12 protein-coding genes and 1 pseudogene are annotated in these 17,697 nt (G+C 40.8%); 9 read left to right on the top strand and 4 right to left on the bottom strand.

Annotation, left to right across the window (positions count from 1 at the left end):
* Positions 1-160 precede the first annotated feature (160 nt).
* The 3 genes from HY841_07870 to aroA all read left to right on the top strand — a co-directional run bounded on the left by HY841_07870 (position 161) and on the right by aroA (position 3,710).
* Positions 161-1,267, top strand: a complete 1,107-nt coding sequence (locus tag HY841_07870; protein MBI4930664.1) for a bifunctional 3-deoxy-7-phosphoheptulonate synthase/chorismate mutase type II — start codon at positions 161-163, stop codon at positions 1,265-1,267.
* A gap of 10 nt (positions 1,268-1,277) precedes the next feature.
* Positions 1,278-2,342: a 3-dehydroquinate synthase gene (aroB, locus tag HY841_07875; protein ID MBI4930665.1), complete on the top strand. Its 1,065-nt coding sequence runs from the start codon at positions 1,278-1,280 to the stop codon at positions 2,340-2,342.
* 72 nt (positions 2,343-2,414) lie between these two features.
* Positions 2,415-3,710, top strand: a complete 1,296-nt coding sequence (aroA, locus tag HY841_07880; protein ID MBI4930666.1) for a 3-phosphoshikimate 1-carboxyvinyltransferase — start codon at positions 2,415-2,417, stop codon at positions 3,708-3,710.
* On the opposite strand, the pseudogene sppA reads toward aroA, so the two are convergent.
* Positions 3,707-5,508: pseudogene (gene sppA, locus HY841_07885) on the bottom strand (signal peptide peptidase SppA). The gene aroA and the pseudogene sppA overlap by 4 nt on opposite strands.
* A gap of 128 nt (positions 5,509-5,636) precedes the next feature.
* On the opposite strand from sppA, the gene folK reads away from it, so the two are divergent.
* From folK to HY841_07900, 3 genes are all read left to right on the top strand, one after another.
* Entirely contained in the window at positions 5,637-6,086 is a 450-nt protein-coding gene (gene folK, locus HY841_07890) for a 2-amino-4-hydroxy-6-hydroxymethyldihydropteridine diphosphokinase (GenBank protein ID MBI4930667.1), read from the top strand.
* A 147-nt stretch (positions 6,087-6,233) separates the two neighbouring features.
* Positions 6,234-7,979, top strand: a complete 1,746-nt coding sequence (locus tag HY841_07895) for a hypothetical protein (GenBank protein MBI4930668.1) — start codon at positions 6,234-6,236, stop codon at positions 7,977-7,979.
* Positions 7,980-8,087: 108 nt separating this feature from the next.
* Positions 8,088-8,993 (top strand): hypothetical protein, encoded by a 906-nt coding sequence (locus HY841_07900; protein MBI4930669.1) that lies wholly within the window; start codon positions 8,088-8,090, stop codon positions 8,991-8,993.
* On the opposite strand, the gene HY841_07905 is transcribed toward HY841_07900, so the two are convergent.
* Complete coding sequence (locus HY841_07905) at positions 8,994-9,524, bottom strand: RNA methyltransferase (protein MBI4930670.1); 531 nt, start codon at positions 9,522-9,524, stop codon at positions 8,994-8,996.
* Between the two features lie 139 nt (positions 9,525-9,663).
* Between HY841_07905 and mutS the strand changes: the two genes are divergently transcribed.
* The 3 genes from mutS (at position 9,664) to HY841_07920 (ending at position 14,399) form a co-directional block, all read left to right on the top strand.
* A complete protein-coding gene (mutS, locus tag HY841_07910; GenBank protein ID MBI4930671.1) occupies positions 9,664-12,381 on the top strand; it encodes a DNA mismatch repair protein MutS in 2,718 nt (905 codons plus the stop codon).
* On the top strand, positions 12,378-12,953 hold the full coding sequence (gene msrB, locus HY841_07915; GenBank protein ID MBI4930672.1) for a peptide-methionine (R)-S-oxide reductase MsrB: 576 nt from the start codon (positions 12,378-12,380) through the stop codon (positions 12,951-12,953). The genes mutS and msrB overlap by 4 nt, the downstream gene beginning before the upstream one ends.
* Before the next feature lie 204 nt (positions 12,954-13,157).
* Complete coding sequence (locus tag HY841_07920; GenBank protein MBI4930673.1) at positions 13,158-14,399, top strand: T9SS type A sorting domain-containing protein; 1,242 nt, start codon at positions 13,158-13,160, stop codon at positions 14,397-14,399.
* 6 nt (positions 14,400-14,405) lie between these two features.
* Here HY841_07920 and lptB read toward each other — a convergent pair whose 3' ends face one another.
* Positions 14,406-15,128 (bottom strand): LPS export ABC transporter ATP-binding protein, encoded by a 723-nt coding sequence (gene lptB / locus HY841_07925; protein ID MBI4930674.1) that lies wholly within the window; start codon positions 15,126-15,128, stop codon positions 14,406-14,408.
* A gap of 9 nt (positions 15,129-15,137) precedes the next feature.
* Positions 15,138-17,687 (bottom strand): carboxypeptidase-like regulatory domain-containing protein, encoded by a 2,550-nt coding sequence (locus tag HY841_07930; GenBank protein MBI4930675.1) that lies wholly within the window; start codon positions 17,685-17,687, stop codon positions 15,138-15,140.
* Positions 17,688-17,697 lie beyond the last annotated feature (10 nt).

The raw sequence follows: 17,697 nt of genomic DNA on the forward strand, positions 1-17,697 counted from the left end.
CTCCGATACATTGTGATGCCAGTACCATATCTCCTCGCTCGTGTCTACCATGAAGTAAACATACTCTTTTGCGCTTCGCGCAACGGCATTTCATCCCTGTGGCAAGACCACAGGGAGTTCATGCCGGGGTCATTAAAATAGAAATTGTAATTTTACAATCATGGAAGCAACAACTAAAATCAGAAATATCCTCGGACTCACGCTCTCAAGCCCGCTCATCATCGCAGGACCCTGCAGTGCGGAAACTGAAGAACAAGTGCTGACTACTGCAAGAGAAATCGCTTCACTGAAAAGAGCGAGTATTTTCCGTGCGGGGATTTGGAAACCGAGAACACGCCCGGGACAATTTGAAGGAATCGGAAGCATCGGTCTTGAATGGCTGAAAAAAGTAAAAGCGGAAACAGGTCTGCCTACTGCTGTTGAAGTAGCGAATGTGAAACACGTATACGAAGCGCTGAGAATGGGAATTGATTTTCTCTGGATTGGCGCGCGCACTACGGTGAATCCATTCAGCGTGCAGGAAATTGCTGACGCATTAAAAGGCGTGAACATTCCGGTGCTGATAAAGAATCCCGTGAATGCGGATTTGGATTTATGGATGGGGGCGATTGAACGCATTCAAAAAGCAGGCATCACAAAAATCGGAGCGATACACAGAGGATTTTCATCAGCGGATAAATCTCAATACAGAAACAAACCCATGTGGGAGCTTCCGATTGAACTCAAGCGAAGAATGCCCGACATTCCGATGATTTGCGATCCAAGCCATATCTGCGGAAACAGAGAATTGTTGTTTACTGTTTCTCAAACTGCGATTGATCTTGATTATGAAGGACTGATGATTGAAACGCATTGCAATCCTGCTTCTGCACTCAGTGATGCGAAACAACAAGTTACACCAGCGGAACTTGATAAAATTATAAAAGATATTGTCTTGCGGCTTTCTACAGTGGAGGACAGAAAGTTTCTCAGTTCGCTGGAAGATTGCCGAGATAGAATTGACGAACTTGATAACAAACTAATTAATCTTCTCGCAAACAGGATGGAAATTGCCCGTTCTATCGGTGAATTCAAAAAACAAACCGGAGTCACTATTTTACAGAACGCACGCTGGAACGAAATCGTGAAAAACAGAACCAAGCAAGGAATGGAGAAACATCTCACTGCGGATTTCGTAATGAAAATCTTTGAAAGCATTCATCAGGAATCCATTCATCACCAGAAGCAGACGATGAGAAACGAAATTGCAGTTGCGAAAGAAAAGTAATTTTGTTCTTGTGAATATAATTAAAACAACTCAATGCAACATATATATCGGAAACGATTCTCTTTCCGAATTGAATAATTTCATTTCAGAGAAAAAATATTCTTCTGTTTTTGTTTTAGTGGATGAGAATACGAAGAGGCATTGTCTTAAAAAATTATCATTAGACAACTGCCAATTATCAATTATTAAAATTAAAAGCGGAGAGAAAAACAAAACCACCTACACCTGCGAAAAAATATGGAAGGAACTTTCCAAACAAAACGCTGACAGGAAATCTTTGCTGATAAATCTTGGTGGCGGAATGATTACGGACATAGGAGGATTTTCCGCTTCAACCTATAAACGCGGAATTGATTTCATCAACATACCCACTACCCTCCTCGCGCAGGTGGACGCATCGGTTGGCGGAAAAACAGGAATAGATTTCTCTAATTTCAAAAATCAAATCGGAACATTTGCTTTTCCGAAAGCGGTTTTTATCGATCCGGATTTTTTAAAAACACTTGCCAAACGTGAACTTGTTTCAGGATTTGCCGAAGTAATAAAACACGGATTGATTGCGGATAGAGATTACTGGAAACAAATACATGCCTCGTCCCCTACCCTTCTCCTCAAGGAGAAGGGAGTTAACATCATTTTTCATTCAATAGAAATCAAAAACAAAATAGTTTCTGCCGACCCTTATGAAAACGGATTAAGAAAAACGCTCAACTTCGGACACACCATCGGACATGCGATTGAATCTGCTTCGCTTAAAACAAAAAAATCATTACTTCACGGAGAAGCCATTGCCATAGGAATGATTTGCGAAGCATATCTTTCAAGAAAGATTCTTGGATTGAAGAGCGAAGAACTGGATGAAATTATTTCTTTCATAATTTCTGTTTTTAAACCTAACCAGATAAAGTTTTCTATAAAAAATCTTATCGGGTTAATGAAACAAGATAAAAAGAACAAAGATTCAGAAATAAATTTCACGCTTCTAAGTTCTATCGGAAAAGCAGAAATAAATAATTCTTGTCCAGAAAATTTAATTGAAGAATCCATAATTCTTTTTAATGACTTATTCGTATAGATTGCCTTTTACATCTTTCCCCAAAACAAAAAAGTTAGTAGTTTCGCAATCAGATTTCAGACATCATACGCGGTGGTATACAAAATCTCAAAGTCAGATAATACTCTCAAAGGGACCATTTACCTCACCGCATCTAAAAGCGAGAGTAACCGAGTGCTTCTCGTTCAGGCATTAAGCACTCAGCGCTTCCGCACAACCAATCTGGCAGACTCGCAGGACACACAAATACTTGCCGAGGTTTTAAAAAACGAAACAGCAGGAGATCATAGCCAAACTCTGAAAAGACTTAATGTAGAAGTTAGTTATTATACCGGACCTGGCGGAACCACTATTCGTTTTCTAACAGCTTTTTTTGCATCGCGTGAAGGAACCCGCATTCTTTCCGGCACGGAAAGAATGAACCAGCGTCCGATAAAAACATTGGTGGATGCACTCAATTCTCTTGGAGCAAAAATCACTTACCTTGGAACGGAAGGCTGTCCGCCTATTAAGATTGAAGGTGCAAAACTTAAAGGCGGAGATATTGAAATGGATGCAGGCGTGAGCAGCCAGTTTATCACTGCGCTTCTCCTCATTGCTCCTACGCTTGAAAACGGATTGAACATTCACCTGAAAGGAAGAATTGTTTCCCGCTCCTACATTATGATGACGTTGAAGGTGCTGGAACATTTCGGAGTAAAATTTAAATGGGATAATAATATCATTTCCATTCCGCGGCAAGATTATCAGGGATGGGATTATCATATTGAATCGGATTGGAGCGCAGCATCCTACTGGTATGAAATGGTTTCACTCGCGCAGGAAGCAGAACTGAAAATAAAAGGACTCAGAAGAAAATCTATTCAGGGAGATGCGGTGATTGCCGACTTATTCAGATTTTTTGGAGTTAGTACAGAATATATTGAGGATGGTATTCAACTTACAAAAACAGATTATCGTCCTGAGATATTAGGATTTGACTTTTCAGATTATCCTGACATTGTTCAAACAACAGCGGTAGTAGCAGCAGTCAAGAAATTGCCGACACAATTAAACGGCTTATATACTTTGCGACAGAAGGAAACTGACCGCATTCAGGCATTGAAAGCAGAGCTGAAAAAAATTGGTGTTGTTGCTCAGGAAACAGGAGATGCTTCGTTGGAGATAAACACTCAGGAGAATGATTCAAAATCCGGAAAAGAAAAGACTTTTGAACCGGATTTAGAATTTGAAACCTATCATGATCACCGTATGGCAATGGCGTTTGCTCCTCTTGCACTAATTTATCCTGAAATAAAAATCAAGAATCCTCTTGTTGTAAAAAAATCTTATCCCGATTACTGGAACGATATGAAAGCAATAGGATTTGAGATAAAAGAAGATAGTTAGTAAATCACCACATCATAGGGCAAACGCATCTGCACTCCTTTATACTTCATCACGTTTTTCAACTGCTTGTAATTATCGTAAGTAGTGCCGAGTTCCTGTCTGAGTTTTTTCTCCACCATTTCATCTTTATCTAAAATCTCATTCAAGAATTCTTCAAAAGGCTCTTTCTGTTTTGGCAGTTCAAGAAGTTTATATTCTTTAAGGTCAGCCTTTTTAGCGGCAAGAGCGATGGCATCTTTTATTCCCCCAAACTCATCCACTAAGCCAATGCGTTTTCCATCCACACCGCTCCATACTCTTCCCTGTCCGATGCTGTCAACCTGATCTGGAGTCATATTTCTTCCTTTACCACTTTACTGATAAAATCAGTGTAAACATCTTCAATCCATTTTTGAATCACATCTGTTTCTTCTTTCGCTACAGCGCGGAAAGGATTTCCAAAATCAGAATGTTTATTGGTTTTCACAGTATCTACATTGATTCCCAACTTGTTCCCAAAAAGTTTTTCCATATTCGGAAAAACTCCAAACACACCGATTGAACCTGTGATGGTATTTTGATGCGCAACAATGGCATCTGCCGCGCATGAAATATAATATCCGCCCGAAGCGGCAACATCTCCCATAGAAACAACAACTGGTTTTGCCTGTTTCACTAAAATCATTTCACGCCATATTACATCCGATGCGAGCGAACTTCCGCCCGGGGAATTTACACGCAGTACGATTGCTTTTACATTGCTGTCCAGTCTTGCTTGGCGTATTGCTTTTGAAATCCGTTCAGAGCCGATTGTTTCATCATCGCCTTCTCCACCTTCAATACTGCCGGAAGCATACACCACCGCGATTTTATTTTTTGTGTAAACATCTGCATGTTTTTCAGGAGCCCGTGTGTATTTATGCATCGAAACGTAATTGATTTTCTCTGCTGACTTTACACCTACCAATCCGGAAAGTATATCAAGCATTTCATCTTTGTAAACTAGCTGGTCAACCAGTTTATATTTAAGCGCGCTTTCTCCATCTGTAACAAGCATGTTATCAGCATACCTGTTCAATTCATCAACGGAAATATTTCTTTGCTTTGAAATTCCTTCCAATAAATAATCCCAGATGGAATTTATATACGTCATCGTTTGCTCGCGGTTGGCAGGGCTCATTTTCTCCAGAAAGAATGGCTCCGTAGCGCTCTTGAATTTTCCATGGCGGAAAATCTGCATATTCACTTCAAGTTTCTCCAGAAGATTTTTGTAAAACATAATTTGTCGGCTCAATCCTTTGAAATCAACCATCCCCTCCGGATTCAGATAAATTTTATCTGCTGCAGTGGCAAGGTAGTAAGCTCCCTGCGCGTAACCTTCGCTGTAAGCCACAATAAATTTTTTTGAGGATTTAAAATCAAGAAGCGCGTTTCGGATTTCTTCGAGCGTGGCTATGCCTGCAGGAATGGAAGTAATGTCAAGATAAATTCCTTTTATATTATCATCTTCTTTTGCTTTTTCAAGATTGGAAAGAATATCATTCAAACCAAGAGGCATGTTCTCAGGATTGGAAAAATTAAAATTCTGAAAAGGATTTTTTGAGCCGCGTTCAACAATCTGCCCTTCAAACGTAATGTAAAGAACGGAATTAGATTTTACAGTGATTGGCTTCTTATCTCTTTCGGAAAAGTTTGAAAGATTGCCAATCATGGAACCGATGACCATGAAGAAAATAAACAATCCGATTATTGCCCAGACTATATTAGCGACAATGAAACCAACGATTGAACCCCAAAATGAACTCCAGAAATTACTCATGTGATTTGTTTTTAGTGTGTGCAAACATAAGTAAAATGAATAACGGGAGGGAATCATTCTTTTTAATAAATGTTAAGTAATTTCGCTGGGTGAAAAAAAACATCACCTATCTCTTGATTGGAAGTAATATGGGAAAAAGAGAAAAATTTCTGCCATGTGCCATTGGTCACATTGAAAAGAAAATCGGGAAAGTGATTTTAAAATCCTCTTTATATAATACAAAGGCCTGGGGTATTCAAAACCAAAATGATTTTCTGAATCAGGCAATCTGCGTTGAAACCATCCTATCAGCGGAAAAGCTGCTTGAAGAAATTCTTTTGATAGAAAAACAACTCGGCAGAGAACGGGCAAACAAATGGGAAGCAAGAAAGATAGACATTGATATTCTTTTCTTCAATAAGCTAATCCTCCAATCTGCTCATCTTCAAATTCCTCATCCGCACCTTCATGAAAGAAAATTTACTCTTGTTCCTCTTAATGAAATAGCCAGCGGATTGATTCACCCGGTTCTTGGTAAATCAATTAAAATACTTCTGCAAGATTGCACTGATAAACTTGAAGTCAGTTTAGTCATGTAATAGATACCTGATTTTCTTCAATTTTGCATTATTTTCGTTGTTAACACCATTTAATAAAAAAATTTGGACTTTTAGAAAATTAATTACTTTTGCTGAATTCTTAACATTCAATCCCCTGAAACCAAACCCATTAATTCATTAATTAATATGAAAAACCAAATCCAAAATGTTGCTTTATCAATCCTCGCTGTTGCAGGACTTGCGTCTTGCGCTGGCTTAGGTTCAATGATGAAGAAATATGACAAGATGGTAAAGTATGAAGTTAAACCCAATCCGCTTGAAATGCATGGCGATACTGTGGTTGTAACTGTGAGCGGAAAATATGACCCAAAGTATTTTGCCAAGAAAGTTGAACTCACCATCACTCCTATCCTCAAATACAATGGCGGAGAAAAAGCGCTTAAACCTGTATCTGTAAAAGGAGAAAAAGTAACAGAAGGAAGCGGAACCACTGTTGCCTTTAAAGAAGGCGGAAGTTTTTCATACACTGATAAAACTGTTTACATTCCTGAAATGAAAAACTGCGACCTTGAAGTGCGAATCAAAGGAAAGCAAAAGAAAAAGGAAAAAGATTTTCCTGCTAAAAAAATCGGTGACGGAACCATCATCACTCCTCTTCTCGTTAAGAATGATGAGAAGCCACTCCTTGGAAAAGATAATTTTCAGAAATCCTATCCCGTAACGCAAACCACTGAGATTTTCTTCCTTGTGAATCAATCTGACCTTCGCTCGTCAGAACAAAAAGGCGAAAGCATGACTGCGACACAAAAATTCATTGTAGAAAAACGAGTTGCAAAAAGGTTTGTCTTCAAAGGCGCAAGCATTTCTGCTTACGCATCGCCTGACGGAGAATTAACCATCAACGAAAACCTTGCTGACAACCGCGCCAAAGTGACTTCAAAATACTATGGCAATCTCGCTAAAGGAAAAGCAAAGGACAAAATGCAAATGATTCCCGGAGGAGAAGTTGAAGCATTCTGGACTACAAAAACCACTGCCGAAGACTGGGATGGTTTCAAAATGCTCATGCAGCAATCAAGCCTGAAGGATAAAGAACTTATCCTCCGCGTTCTTGAAATGTATCCTGATGGCGACAAACGCGAATCAGAAATTAAAAATCTTTCTGCTACTTATAAAGAAGTGGCTGAAACAATTCTTCCAAAACTCCGCAGAAGCGTTACCACATGGAACTGCGAGCAGATGAGCCGCCCCGATGACGAAATCTCAAAACTTGCCGCTTCTTATCCTGATAGTCTGGCGAATGATGAAATCCTTTACGCTGCTACTCTCACCAGCGACATCAACATAAAACTTGGCATCTATAAAAATGCTGACCGTTTGTTTGGCAATGACTGGAGATGTTCCAACAACGTTGGGTATTGCAACATTTTGTTAAACAAACCAACTGACGCTCAAACTGCCATGGATAAGGCAAAAGGGCTTAATTCTTCTGCCGAACAGGTAAACAACAATCTGGGAATTCTTATGCGCTGGAGCGGAGACAGAAAATCTGCCATGGATTCCTACAACAAAGCCGGTTCATCCATGGAAGTCAACCACAACAAAGGAATTGTAAATATCCGCGATGGAAAATACGGAGACGCAACTGCCAACTTCGGAAGCGAAAATTCTTTCAACTCTGCCCTTGCAAAAGTGCTGAGCGGAAATGGTGATGGCGCTCTCACAACACTTGACGCAAGCCCTGAAAAAGAAGATGCCCTTTCCTATTATCTGAAAGCAATTGTTGGCGCAAGAAAAGGCACTACTGACCTTCTTATCAATAATCTTAAAATTGCTATTAACAAAGATGCATCCTTCAAGAGCAAAGCGAAAGAAGACCTTGAGTTCTTTAAGTTCCGTGACAATGCTGATTTTAAAGCGCTCGTAGGATAAAAATAATATTCAATCTTTTTAAAACCCAGACATTTTTGTCTGGGTTTTTTTATTTGCATCAATTAAGCAAAGTAGTATTTTTACGCTTTACCCCCATCCGTTTTGAAAATGTATGAAAGGTTTTTAATTCTACTGATCACTTGTTTGATTTCCGGCAGAGGAGTTTCTTTTGCTTACGCATCTTCTTTCCAGGATGATTCAACCAAGCAAAAACACTTTCTCGATATGAAGGGACAAATATCCTATGGTAAGAAAAAACTTGATAAAGTATTTGTAAAAATTTATTCCGATACTTCCTCTATCGTTGTTCAGAAAATGGAATCGGACATTGGAGGATGGGTTGCCTTCCAACTTCCGATACAAAAGACCTACACGATAAAAATATCCAAGGCAGGGCATGTTACCAAGATAATCTCGGTGGACGCGATCATGCCGAAGTTAAATGAAGGAGATTACTATTTTGAGTTCAGCGTTGACCTTTTCGAAAATGTTGAAGGATTAGACGTTTCAGTGCTTAAAAATCCTATTGCGAAAATTTTTTTCAATTCATTCACTAAAAAATTTGATTATGATTACAACTATACCGTACAAATAAACAATGATGTAAAAAAACTATATAGGAATTATGATCTCCTGAAAAAACAAGGCAATTTGCAGTCAGTTACACACAAGGAAACAGAAACAGAAATGTCAGCTGACACCTCAAAAAAAACTATAATTGCTTCTCCCCTTACTGTAATAAAAAGTGAAGCTAAAATTATTTTTTCTGTCGGCATTGTCACCTCCAGTGAGCAGGTGCCCAGAATATCACCAAGATTCAAGGGCATTCTGAATGTAAAGGAATACCAGGAAGGAGATACGTATAAATATTATGTAGGAGAATATCCCTCCCAAGCAGAAGCAGAAAAAATGAAAGACAGGATTTCAGGATACTTCCCTGATGCCAGTATCGCTGCATTTAAAGATGGCAAAAAAATTACCCTTGAAGAAGCCATGAATGTTAGTGAGAAATAATTATTTCTCTTTTCTAAAAAATTCCCAGAGCACCACGCCAGCACTCACCGCAATATTGAGAGAATGTTTTGTTCCCCCCTGCGGGATTTCAATGCATCCATCGCAGGCATTCACAACATCCTGTTGAACACCGTCCACTTCGTGACCGAAAACTAAGGCGAGTTTGATGTTCGGAGTTCGGAGTTCAGAGTTATCAAGCAGTATACTTCCTTCTGCCTGCTCCACCGCGTAAATTTTATATCCAGCATTCTTCAATTCGTGAATTGATTCAAGCATTGACTTAAAATATTTCCATGAAACAGTATCCTCAGCGCCAAGAGCCGTTTTCCGGATTTCCTTGTGAGGCGGATAACAGGTTATTCCGCAGAGATAAATGGCTTCCACAGGAAATGCATCAGCCGTTCGGAAAACAGAACCCACATTGTATGCGCTTCGTACATTATCCAAAACAATCACAATAGGAAGTTTCTCCGATGAACGGAATTCCTTTAATGATTTTCTTTCGAGTTCAGAGTTCTTTAATTTTCTCATCAAATGTTCAAAGTTCAATGTTAAGGGTTCAAAGTTATTCGATAAATTCGTAAATCATACATCGTAAATTGTAATGTCGTCCATCTATAAATACCGCACTGCCAAGAAAGGAAGCGAGAATGATTCTGAAACTCCGCTGATGCAGCAATATTCCAGCATCAAATCAAAATATCCTGACGCTATTTTACTTTTCCGAATAGGAGATTTTTACGAAACCTTCGGTGAGGATGCAATTAAAACTGCCGCCACGCTGGGAATCACGCTCACGAAAAGAAGGAACGGTGCCGCTTCTGAAGTGGACCTGGCAGGATTTCCCTATCATGCGCTGGATACCTATCTGCCAAAATTGGTCCGTGGCGGGCACCGCGTTGCCATTTGCGACCAGCTGGAAGATCCGAAGTTTGCCAAGAAACTGGTGAAGCGCGGAATCACAGAGCTGGTGACACCGGGCGTTTCGTACAACGATAAGATCCTCGACCATAAAACAAATAATTTTCTGGCTGCCATTCACTTTGATGACAAGAACGCAGGCGTTTCTTTCCTGGATGTTTCCACAGGAGAGTTTTTTGTGGCGCAGGGAACCATTGATTACGCGGAAAAACTTTTGCAGAACTTCAAGCCGAGCGAAATACTCTTTCAGAAAAATAAAAAGAAAAAGTTCTCGGAATTCTTCGGAGAGAAATTTTATACTTACGGGTTGGACGAATGGGTTTTCAGCGAGGACTTCTCCCATGAAACGTTGCTTAAACATTTCGGCACGGCATCGCTGAAAGGTTTCGGGATAGAGAATCAGAATTTCGGGATTGTTGCCGCTGGCGCTGCGCTTCATTACCTTGCCGCCACCCAGCACGACCGCATTCAGCACATTCAGTCCATCTCCCGCATTGAAGAGGAGCATTACGTATGGCTGGATAAATTCACCGTCCGCAACCTCGAACTTTTCTGGAGCCCCAACGAAAAAGCAAAAACACTGATCGATATTCTTGACAACACTATTTCTCCTATGGGTTCGCGCATGATGAAGCGCTGGCTCTCCATGCCCCTGAAAGAAAAACAGCCAATCGAAGAACGCCTGAACATGGTGGAGATATTTCTGAAGCATCCGGAACTTCAGGAAAAAATCTCCCATCAGATTCGCCTCATCGGAGACCTGGAAAGACTGATCTCTAAAGTTGCCACCGGAAGAATTTCGCCCAGAGAAGTGGCGCATCTAAAACGAGCGCTCCATGCGGTGGAAGAAATAAAAAACCAAGCCCATCCCAACCCCGATTCCCCGATTATCCCACTCTCCGATTCAGAAACACAACCGCAGGTTGCGACCGCAGGTCAATGGAGAAACGGAGATAGGAAGGATTTAGGATGGGCTGTAATTGCAGACCAATTGAATCCTTGTCTGCTCATCAGAGAACGGATAGAAAAAGAAATTGTTCCCGACCCGCCACCGATGCTCAACAAAGGAAAAGTGATTGCGGATGGAGTGAATGCCGAACTGGATGAACTGCGGAAAATAATGTCGTCAGGAAAAAATTATGTGCTGGAAATTCAACAGCGCGAAAGCGAGCGCACCCACATCGGTTCGCTGAAAGTGGGGTTCAATAATATCTTTGGCTACTACCTGGAAGTGACCAACACGCACAAGAGCAAAGTGCCCGCTGAGTGGATCCGCAAGCAAACATTAAGCAATTGCGAAAGATACATCACCGAAGAGCTGAAACAATACGAAGAAAAGATTCTGGGCGCGGAAGAAAAAATTCTTGCCCTCGAAGCGCGTTTGTTCAACGACCTTATTCTCTCGCTGGCAGATTACATCCCTCCTATTCAGCTCAACGCTTCTCTCATAGCACGGCTTGATTGCCTGCTTTCGTTCGCAGGCACCGCGCAGAAAAATAATTACACGCGTCCGCATATCAACGATTCAATAATAATTGACATCAAGGCGGGCAGGCATCCGGTGATTGAAGCGCAGCTGCCCATCGGCAATGAATATGTTGCCAACGATATTTATCTCGACAACGAGCATCAGCAGATCATCATCATCACCGGACCCAACATGTCGGGCAAATCTGCCTTGCTGAGGCAGACAGCGCTCATCGTTATCATGGCGCAGATGGGAAGTTTTGTTCCCGCACAGCACGCTGACATCGGCAGGGTGGATAAAATTTTTACCCGCGTGGGCGCATCGGATAATCTTTCGCTCGGAGAATCCACATTCATGGTGGAGATGAATGAAACCGCCAGCATCCTGAATAATCTTTCTGAGAGAAGTTTGATATTGCTGGATGAGATCGGAAGAGGCACCAGCACCTACGATGGCATTTCCATTGCCTGGGCGATTGCGGAATTTCTGCATCATCATCCCACCAAACCAAAAACACTTTTCGCCACGCATTACCACGAGCTGAATGAAATGGAAAAGACAGTGAAAAGTACGAGGGACGAGGGACAAGGGACGAGGGAAGGAAGAATTAAAAACTTCAATGTATCAGTAAAGGAAGTTGGCAACAAAATTATTTTCACCAGAAAACTTGTTCCGGGCGGAAGCGAGCACAGCTTTGGAATTCATGTGGCGAAAATGGCTGGAGTGCCTAAAAAAGTGGTGGACAGGGCGAATGAGATACTGCAGAAACTGGAAGACAGAAGAAGCCCATCCCCATCCCTTCCCCAAGGGAAGGGAGTTTCTCCCCTTGGGGGAGACGGAAGAGGGGCTGGCGATTATCAGCTTTCTTTCTTTCAGTTGAACGACCCGGTGCTGGAACAGATACGCGATGAAGTTTTAAAAACCGACATCAATACGCTTACGCCTGTGGAAGCACTGATGAAGTTGAATGAAATCAAGAAAATGATTGGCGGGAAATGAAAGCAATAAAACAATTTGACAAACTAACAATTGCTTTATGGTTTTATTGTTCTATTGTTGTTTTATTAAACCTCAGATGTTCCGCAGGAAGTTCTACTGACCAAAACAATTCAATTACAACTATGAACAACGAAACCCAGCATACAAACAATCCATATTATTCACGCACTGATACAACCACTTTAAATGTTTCTGATGCGGAGTGGAAAAAAGTTTTATCTGACAGTGTTTATCAGGTTGCCCGCAACAAAGCCACCGAATACGCTTTCTCAGGCAAATACTGGAACTTTGAAGGAACCGGAACTTACTACTGTGCTGCCTGCGGAAACGCGCTCTTCCGTTCAGATTCAAAGTTTGCAAACGGCTGCGGATGGCCCAGCTTTTTTGAATCCATCCGGAAGAACAGCACCACTTATGTTACAGATAATTCTATCGGAATGGCCCGCACAGAAGTTTTATGCACAAGATGCGGCAGCCACCTCGGGCATATTTTTGATGATGGTCCTCCGCCCACCGGAAAACGCTATTGCATGAATTCGATTGTGCTGGACTTTGAGCCGGATAAGAAATAAGAATAGGACGTACGCAAACTCAGTGTCTTGTCAGTTGCCACGACCTTAAGGTCGTGGCAAATAATGCAACACAATACGGACTTTAGTCCAAACTGCGTAAGTTCTATATATGCTGTTCATTAACTACCCTGCGCGGAAAACAAAAGAGAAACTGTATATTTGTTGTGCGAGAACGAATTAGCAAAAACACCCAAACAAAAAACAATGAGACAACTTATACTTACTTTGATAGTTTCTCAATGCTTAATAGTTTTTCATAATCAGATAAATGCACAAGGGACTTGGACACAGAAAGCTGATGTAGGAACTTTTGGCAGATTAAATGCTGTAGGTTTCTCAATAGGGACAAAAGGTTATATCGGAACCGGGAGATATCATCCATTTGCTTATCCATATCCGGATTCTTTACTCAGAGATTTTTGGGAATGGGATCAGACAACTAATGCGTGGACTCAAAAGGCTGATTTTGCTGGAACAGCAAGATTATATTCAATTGGCTTTTCGATAGGCACAAAAGGCTATATAGGATTAGGTGCTGATACTACGGGGTGGGCTAAAGACATGTGGGAGTGGGACCAAGCAACTAATATTTGGACTCAAAAAGCAAATTTTGGTGGGACAGGAAGATATTTCCCAGTTAGTTTTTCAATTGGCTCTAAAGGTTATTTTGGAACAGGCTCTCTAACACTAACGCAAGGATTAGATGATTTTTGGGAATTTGATCCTGCTACGAATATATGGTCTCAAAAAGCAAATTTTGCCGGAGGAATAAGACAAGAGGCAATAGGATTTTCAATTGGATCAAAAGGATATATCGGAGTTGGGCGAGATTATCAAGGTGGAAATACTTACAATGATTTATGGGAATGGGATCAGACAACAAATACCTGGTCTCAAAAATCAAACTATGGTGGAATACCAAAATATAATTCAGCAGCTTTTTCAATTAACACAAAAGGATACATCGCAACCGGTCTAAGTGATACAACATATTACTTAAATGATTTCTGGGAGTGGGATAAATCAACAAACATCTGGGGTCAAAAGGCTACCTTTAGTGGAGTAGGAAGATGTGAAGCTGTAGGATTTTCTATTGGCAATAAAGGATATGTTGGAACAGGAAGCAATGAATTCTGGATAGGCTATAAAGATTTTTGGGAATACGATCCTAACGGAAATGGAATTAATGAATATAAAAATCCAATTTCTATTTCAATCTTTCCTAACCCATTTTACGCGCAGACAACAATGCAGACAAACAATCTTTTACTCAACGCAACTCTCACTGTTTACAATTTATACGGGCAGGCAGTAAAAGAAATAAAAAACATCAGCGGGCATACAGTTACTCTGTTCCGTGACAATCTCCCAAGCGGGCTGTACTTTGTTCGCTTAACAGAAGAGGGTAAAACTTTAGCAACAGACAAATTAGTAATTACGGACTGACGGGAATTACCTCAACTCAAAATTCTTTCCGAGATAAACCCTGCGCACCTGTTCGTCATCGGCAAGTTCCTGGGCGGTGCCTGCTTTAATGATGCTTCCTTCAAAGAGCAGATACGTGCGGTCGGTGATGCTTAGGGTTTCGTGCACGTTGTGGTCGGTGATGAGGATGCCGATGTTTTTTTCTTTCAGCTTGCGCACAATGTTCTGAATGTCTTCTACCGCTATGGGATCAATACCCGCAAAAGGTTCATCGAGCAGAATAAAATTGGGATTGGTGGCAAGGCATCGGGCAATTTCTGTTCTTCTTCTTTCTCCGCCCGAAAGCAAATCGCCATTGCTTTTTCTGATTTTGCTTAATCCGAATTCATCAATGAGGCTTTCTAATTTATTTTTCTGTTCTGATTTAGTAAGTTTGGTCATCTCCAGCACGGCACGGATATTATCTTCCACACTTAACTTGCGAAACACGGATGCCTCCTGCGGCAGATATCCGATCCCCAGTTGCGCGCGCTTGTACATGGGTTCGTTGGTAATTTCCTTATCATCAAGAAATATTTTTCCTTCATTGGGCTTTATCAATCCAACTATCATGTAGAAGGTGGTGGTCTTTCCGGCTCCGTTCGGACCCAGCAACCCAACAATCTCGCCCGGTTTCACTTCCACAGAAACATCATTGACTACCACCCGGCTTTGGTAGCGTTTAACAAGATTTTCTGTTCTGAGAATCATGCTGCAAAGTTAGAATGTTATCTGCAAACTCCACATTATTCCGAATTCCGGAACATGTTTTCCTCCGCTCTTCAATGCATAGGCGGCTTTGTATTCTTTATCGGTGTAGGATAAACGCCATAAGGCGTCAATGCGGAAAACTTTGAATATGTTTTCGATGCCTGCGCTCACTTCGTAATAAGGTTTTTTGTTGAGCGATGAAAGGGTTCCAGGAAACAGAAGGGAATTTTTGTTTTCTTTTGTTATATCGCCAATCAATCCTTTTGCTGATATGACTTCTCTCCATTTTAATTTTCTCATCAGCGGAATGTGATTCAGAAAAAATCCGTCAAAGTGATGAAATGCCTGAACGGTTAAATACTGGTCGCTTCCGAATTCATAATAGTTCATCATATTAAAAGCATAGGCATCATATATGACAGTTTCATTTCCGCCATGAAGTTCAAGAAGCGGGTAAGGAACTGTTCCGAAAATTTTTCCTGCTTCAATAATGTAATCCGTATAGCCAAGCAATGGCATGGTTCGGAAGCGGTCATTTATGTTAAGTGCAAGTTTGTGATATTCATAATCGCTTTTCAAAATATTTTTTGCTCCGTAGGTATAGTTTAATGTAACAACAGGATAACGCGTGCCGGTGCTGGTTCGCGCAAAAGTGTACTCAATGTATTTTTCATTGTAGGCAAAACGAATTTGCGCCTTGGCTTCAGAAGAAATAATATTGTTAAGCGATAAGGTGTCATTGGAATCGTTCACGTATTTATAACTCTGTATGCCTTTGGGTGTCATTACCCTGTTTGTTAAAAATAATTTTGTATTGAAACCCGGAAATGGCTCCCACTCATAGCCGATTTTTGATTGCTGAATGCTGGTCATGTTATTAAGAGGAGTTCTGCGAAAAGCCGTGGCAATAATATTATCGCTCGTGAAAGCATTGGCGCTCTGACCGAGAATTTCCAAATCATCTTTATAATCGAGGTAAACAATCTGTCGTGGTTTTTTCGTGATAAAAGATTTAAAAGCCAGATTATATTTGAATGTTTCGTCCTTTGTTCCATACGCGCCAAAACCGCTGAACTCAACCCATCGGCTGAAATCATCAGAAGTTCTGAAACCCGCGCGGAAACGGTGTCCTTCCACATCGTTATAGCTGTATGTTTTGTAATAAGGTCCAAACTCCAGTTTGCCGAACTGCTTGTATCCTGTAACAAAAATGTAGATCCAGTTATACCAGGTGCGGTAGATGGGCATGGATTTTACTGTGTCAACAATATGATAAATTAATTTTTCATTCTTAGACAATGTGTCGTGCCGCGCTTTTTCCCAGAACTTGTCATCCTTCAATTCAGCACTATCCTGCACTACCAGGTTATCCGTGCGGTTATAGAAATCGTCTTCTCTCGGTTTGTTGATGACAAAATTTTTATAAGAAGTGGTTTTCCTTCCGTAGAACCCAGCCTGCCTTGGTTTTTTCCGGTTATCATCCAATTTAAAATCTATCACCAGCCTGTCTCTGCTCAGCATCCAGGTGCCTGCTTCATCAAGAGAATCTTTTTTAATTTGCGAATATTCTTGTACGACTGCCAGTGCTTTTACAAAATTGAGATTTACATCATCGGGAACTGACATATCGAGGCGTTTTACCGCGAAAGTTGTGTCTGCAATCCATAGGTTTCCGGCAAAAGCAAACTCTTGCTTTCTTCTGGGCTTGAACTGGAGCTGATAGCAACGGTTATTTCCAACAAACACACTGTCGATGAGATAGAACTTGTAATAGTTCAACGCATTATCAGAAATCGGACTGGGAAATTGCTTGCCGAAAACTAAAATATTGTTGTCATAAATGTTCACGTTCTGATACATTTCACCCATGAACTGCGATATGCTCTTGTCCTGCACTCCGGATACTTTGCTTGCCGTGATGATTTCTTTTCTGAATCTCGGATTTTTTTTATAGAAATACTCAGAAATGGTTTCTGATAAAAGCAAGGGGAGGTAAGGTTTTTCTGTCACGCTGGTGCTGTCAATATAATCAAAAACGAATTTTATCGGTTTTAAAACTTTTTTCTTCTTCCACTCAGGCGGTATATTATTCATATCAAACTCTATCTTGTTATATACTTCGTATTCAAAAGAGGAAAGTTTTTCCTTGTCGTTCTGATCTTTATGTGCAATTACTTTTCTAAGAATGCGGTGCGCAGGGTTTTCTCCCGGAAGAATCACCACTTCATTTAATGTAAACTGATCCGGATCGAGCGAAATGCTCAGTGCCTGTGCACTATTTTTTTTGACTTTCAGTTTTTTGGTCTTGTAGCCGATATACGAAATCTCAATGCTGTCAGAGGGAGTTAACGTGATGAGAGAAAAATTACCATCCACATCCGTTGTTGTGAAGGGTTTGCCTCCTTTGTATTTAATGTTTACGAACGGGAGCGCTTCCCGTGTCTGTGAGTCATAAACTTTTCCGGTGATTTTAGTCTCCTGAGAAAATGAGAAGACAGAAGACAGAAGACAGAAGACAGAAGACAGAAGAAATGAAATAGAGAAGTATCTTATCTGCATACTATATTGT

The sequence above is a fragment of the Bacteroidota bacterium genome (assembly GCA_016213405.1).
Taxonomy (GTDB): Bacteria; Bacteroidota; Bacteroidia; order Palsa-948; family Palsa-948; genus Palsa-948.

Bases quoted from the DNA above. Each gene is read 5' to 3' on its own strand.
- HY841_07870 (MBI4930664.1), top strand. From the start codon at position 161: ATGGAAGCAACAACTAAAATCAGAAATATCCTCGGACTCACGCTCTCA.
- folK (MBI4930667.1), top strand. From the start codon at position 5,637: ATGGGAAAAAGAGAAAAATTTCTGCCATGTGCCATTGGTCACATTGAA.
- HY841_07895 (MBI4930668.1), top strand. From the start codon at position 6,234: ATGAAAAACCAAATCCAAAATGTTGCTTTATCAATCCTCGCTGTTGCA.
- HY841_07900 (MBI4930669.1), top strand. From the start codon at position 8,088: ATGTATGAAAGGTTTTTAATTCTACTGATCACTTGTTTGATTTCCGGC.
- HY841_07905 (MBI4930670.1), bottom strand. From the start codon at position 9,524: ATGAGAAAATTAAAGAACTCTGAACTCGAAAGAAAATCATTAAAGGAA.
- mutS (MBI4930671.1), top strand. From the start codon at position 9,664: ATGCAGCAATATTCCAGCATCAAATCAAAATATCCTGACGCTATTTTA.
- msrB (MBI4930672.1), top strand. From the start codon at position 12,378: ATGAAAGCAATAAAACAATTTGACAAACTAACAATTGCTTTATGGTTT.
- HY841_07920 (MBI4930673.1), top strand. From the start codon at position 13,158: ATGAGACAACTTATACTTACTTTGATAGTTTCTCAATGCTTAATAGTT.
- lptB (MBI4930674.1), bottom strand. From the start codon at position 15,128: ATGATTCTCAGAACAGAAAATCTTGTTAAACGCTACCAAAGCCGGGTG.
- HY841_07930 (MBI4930675.1), bottom strand. From the start codon at position 17,687: ATGCAGATAAGATACTTCTCTATTTCATTTCTTCTGTCTTCTGTCTTC.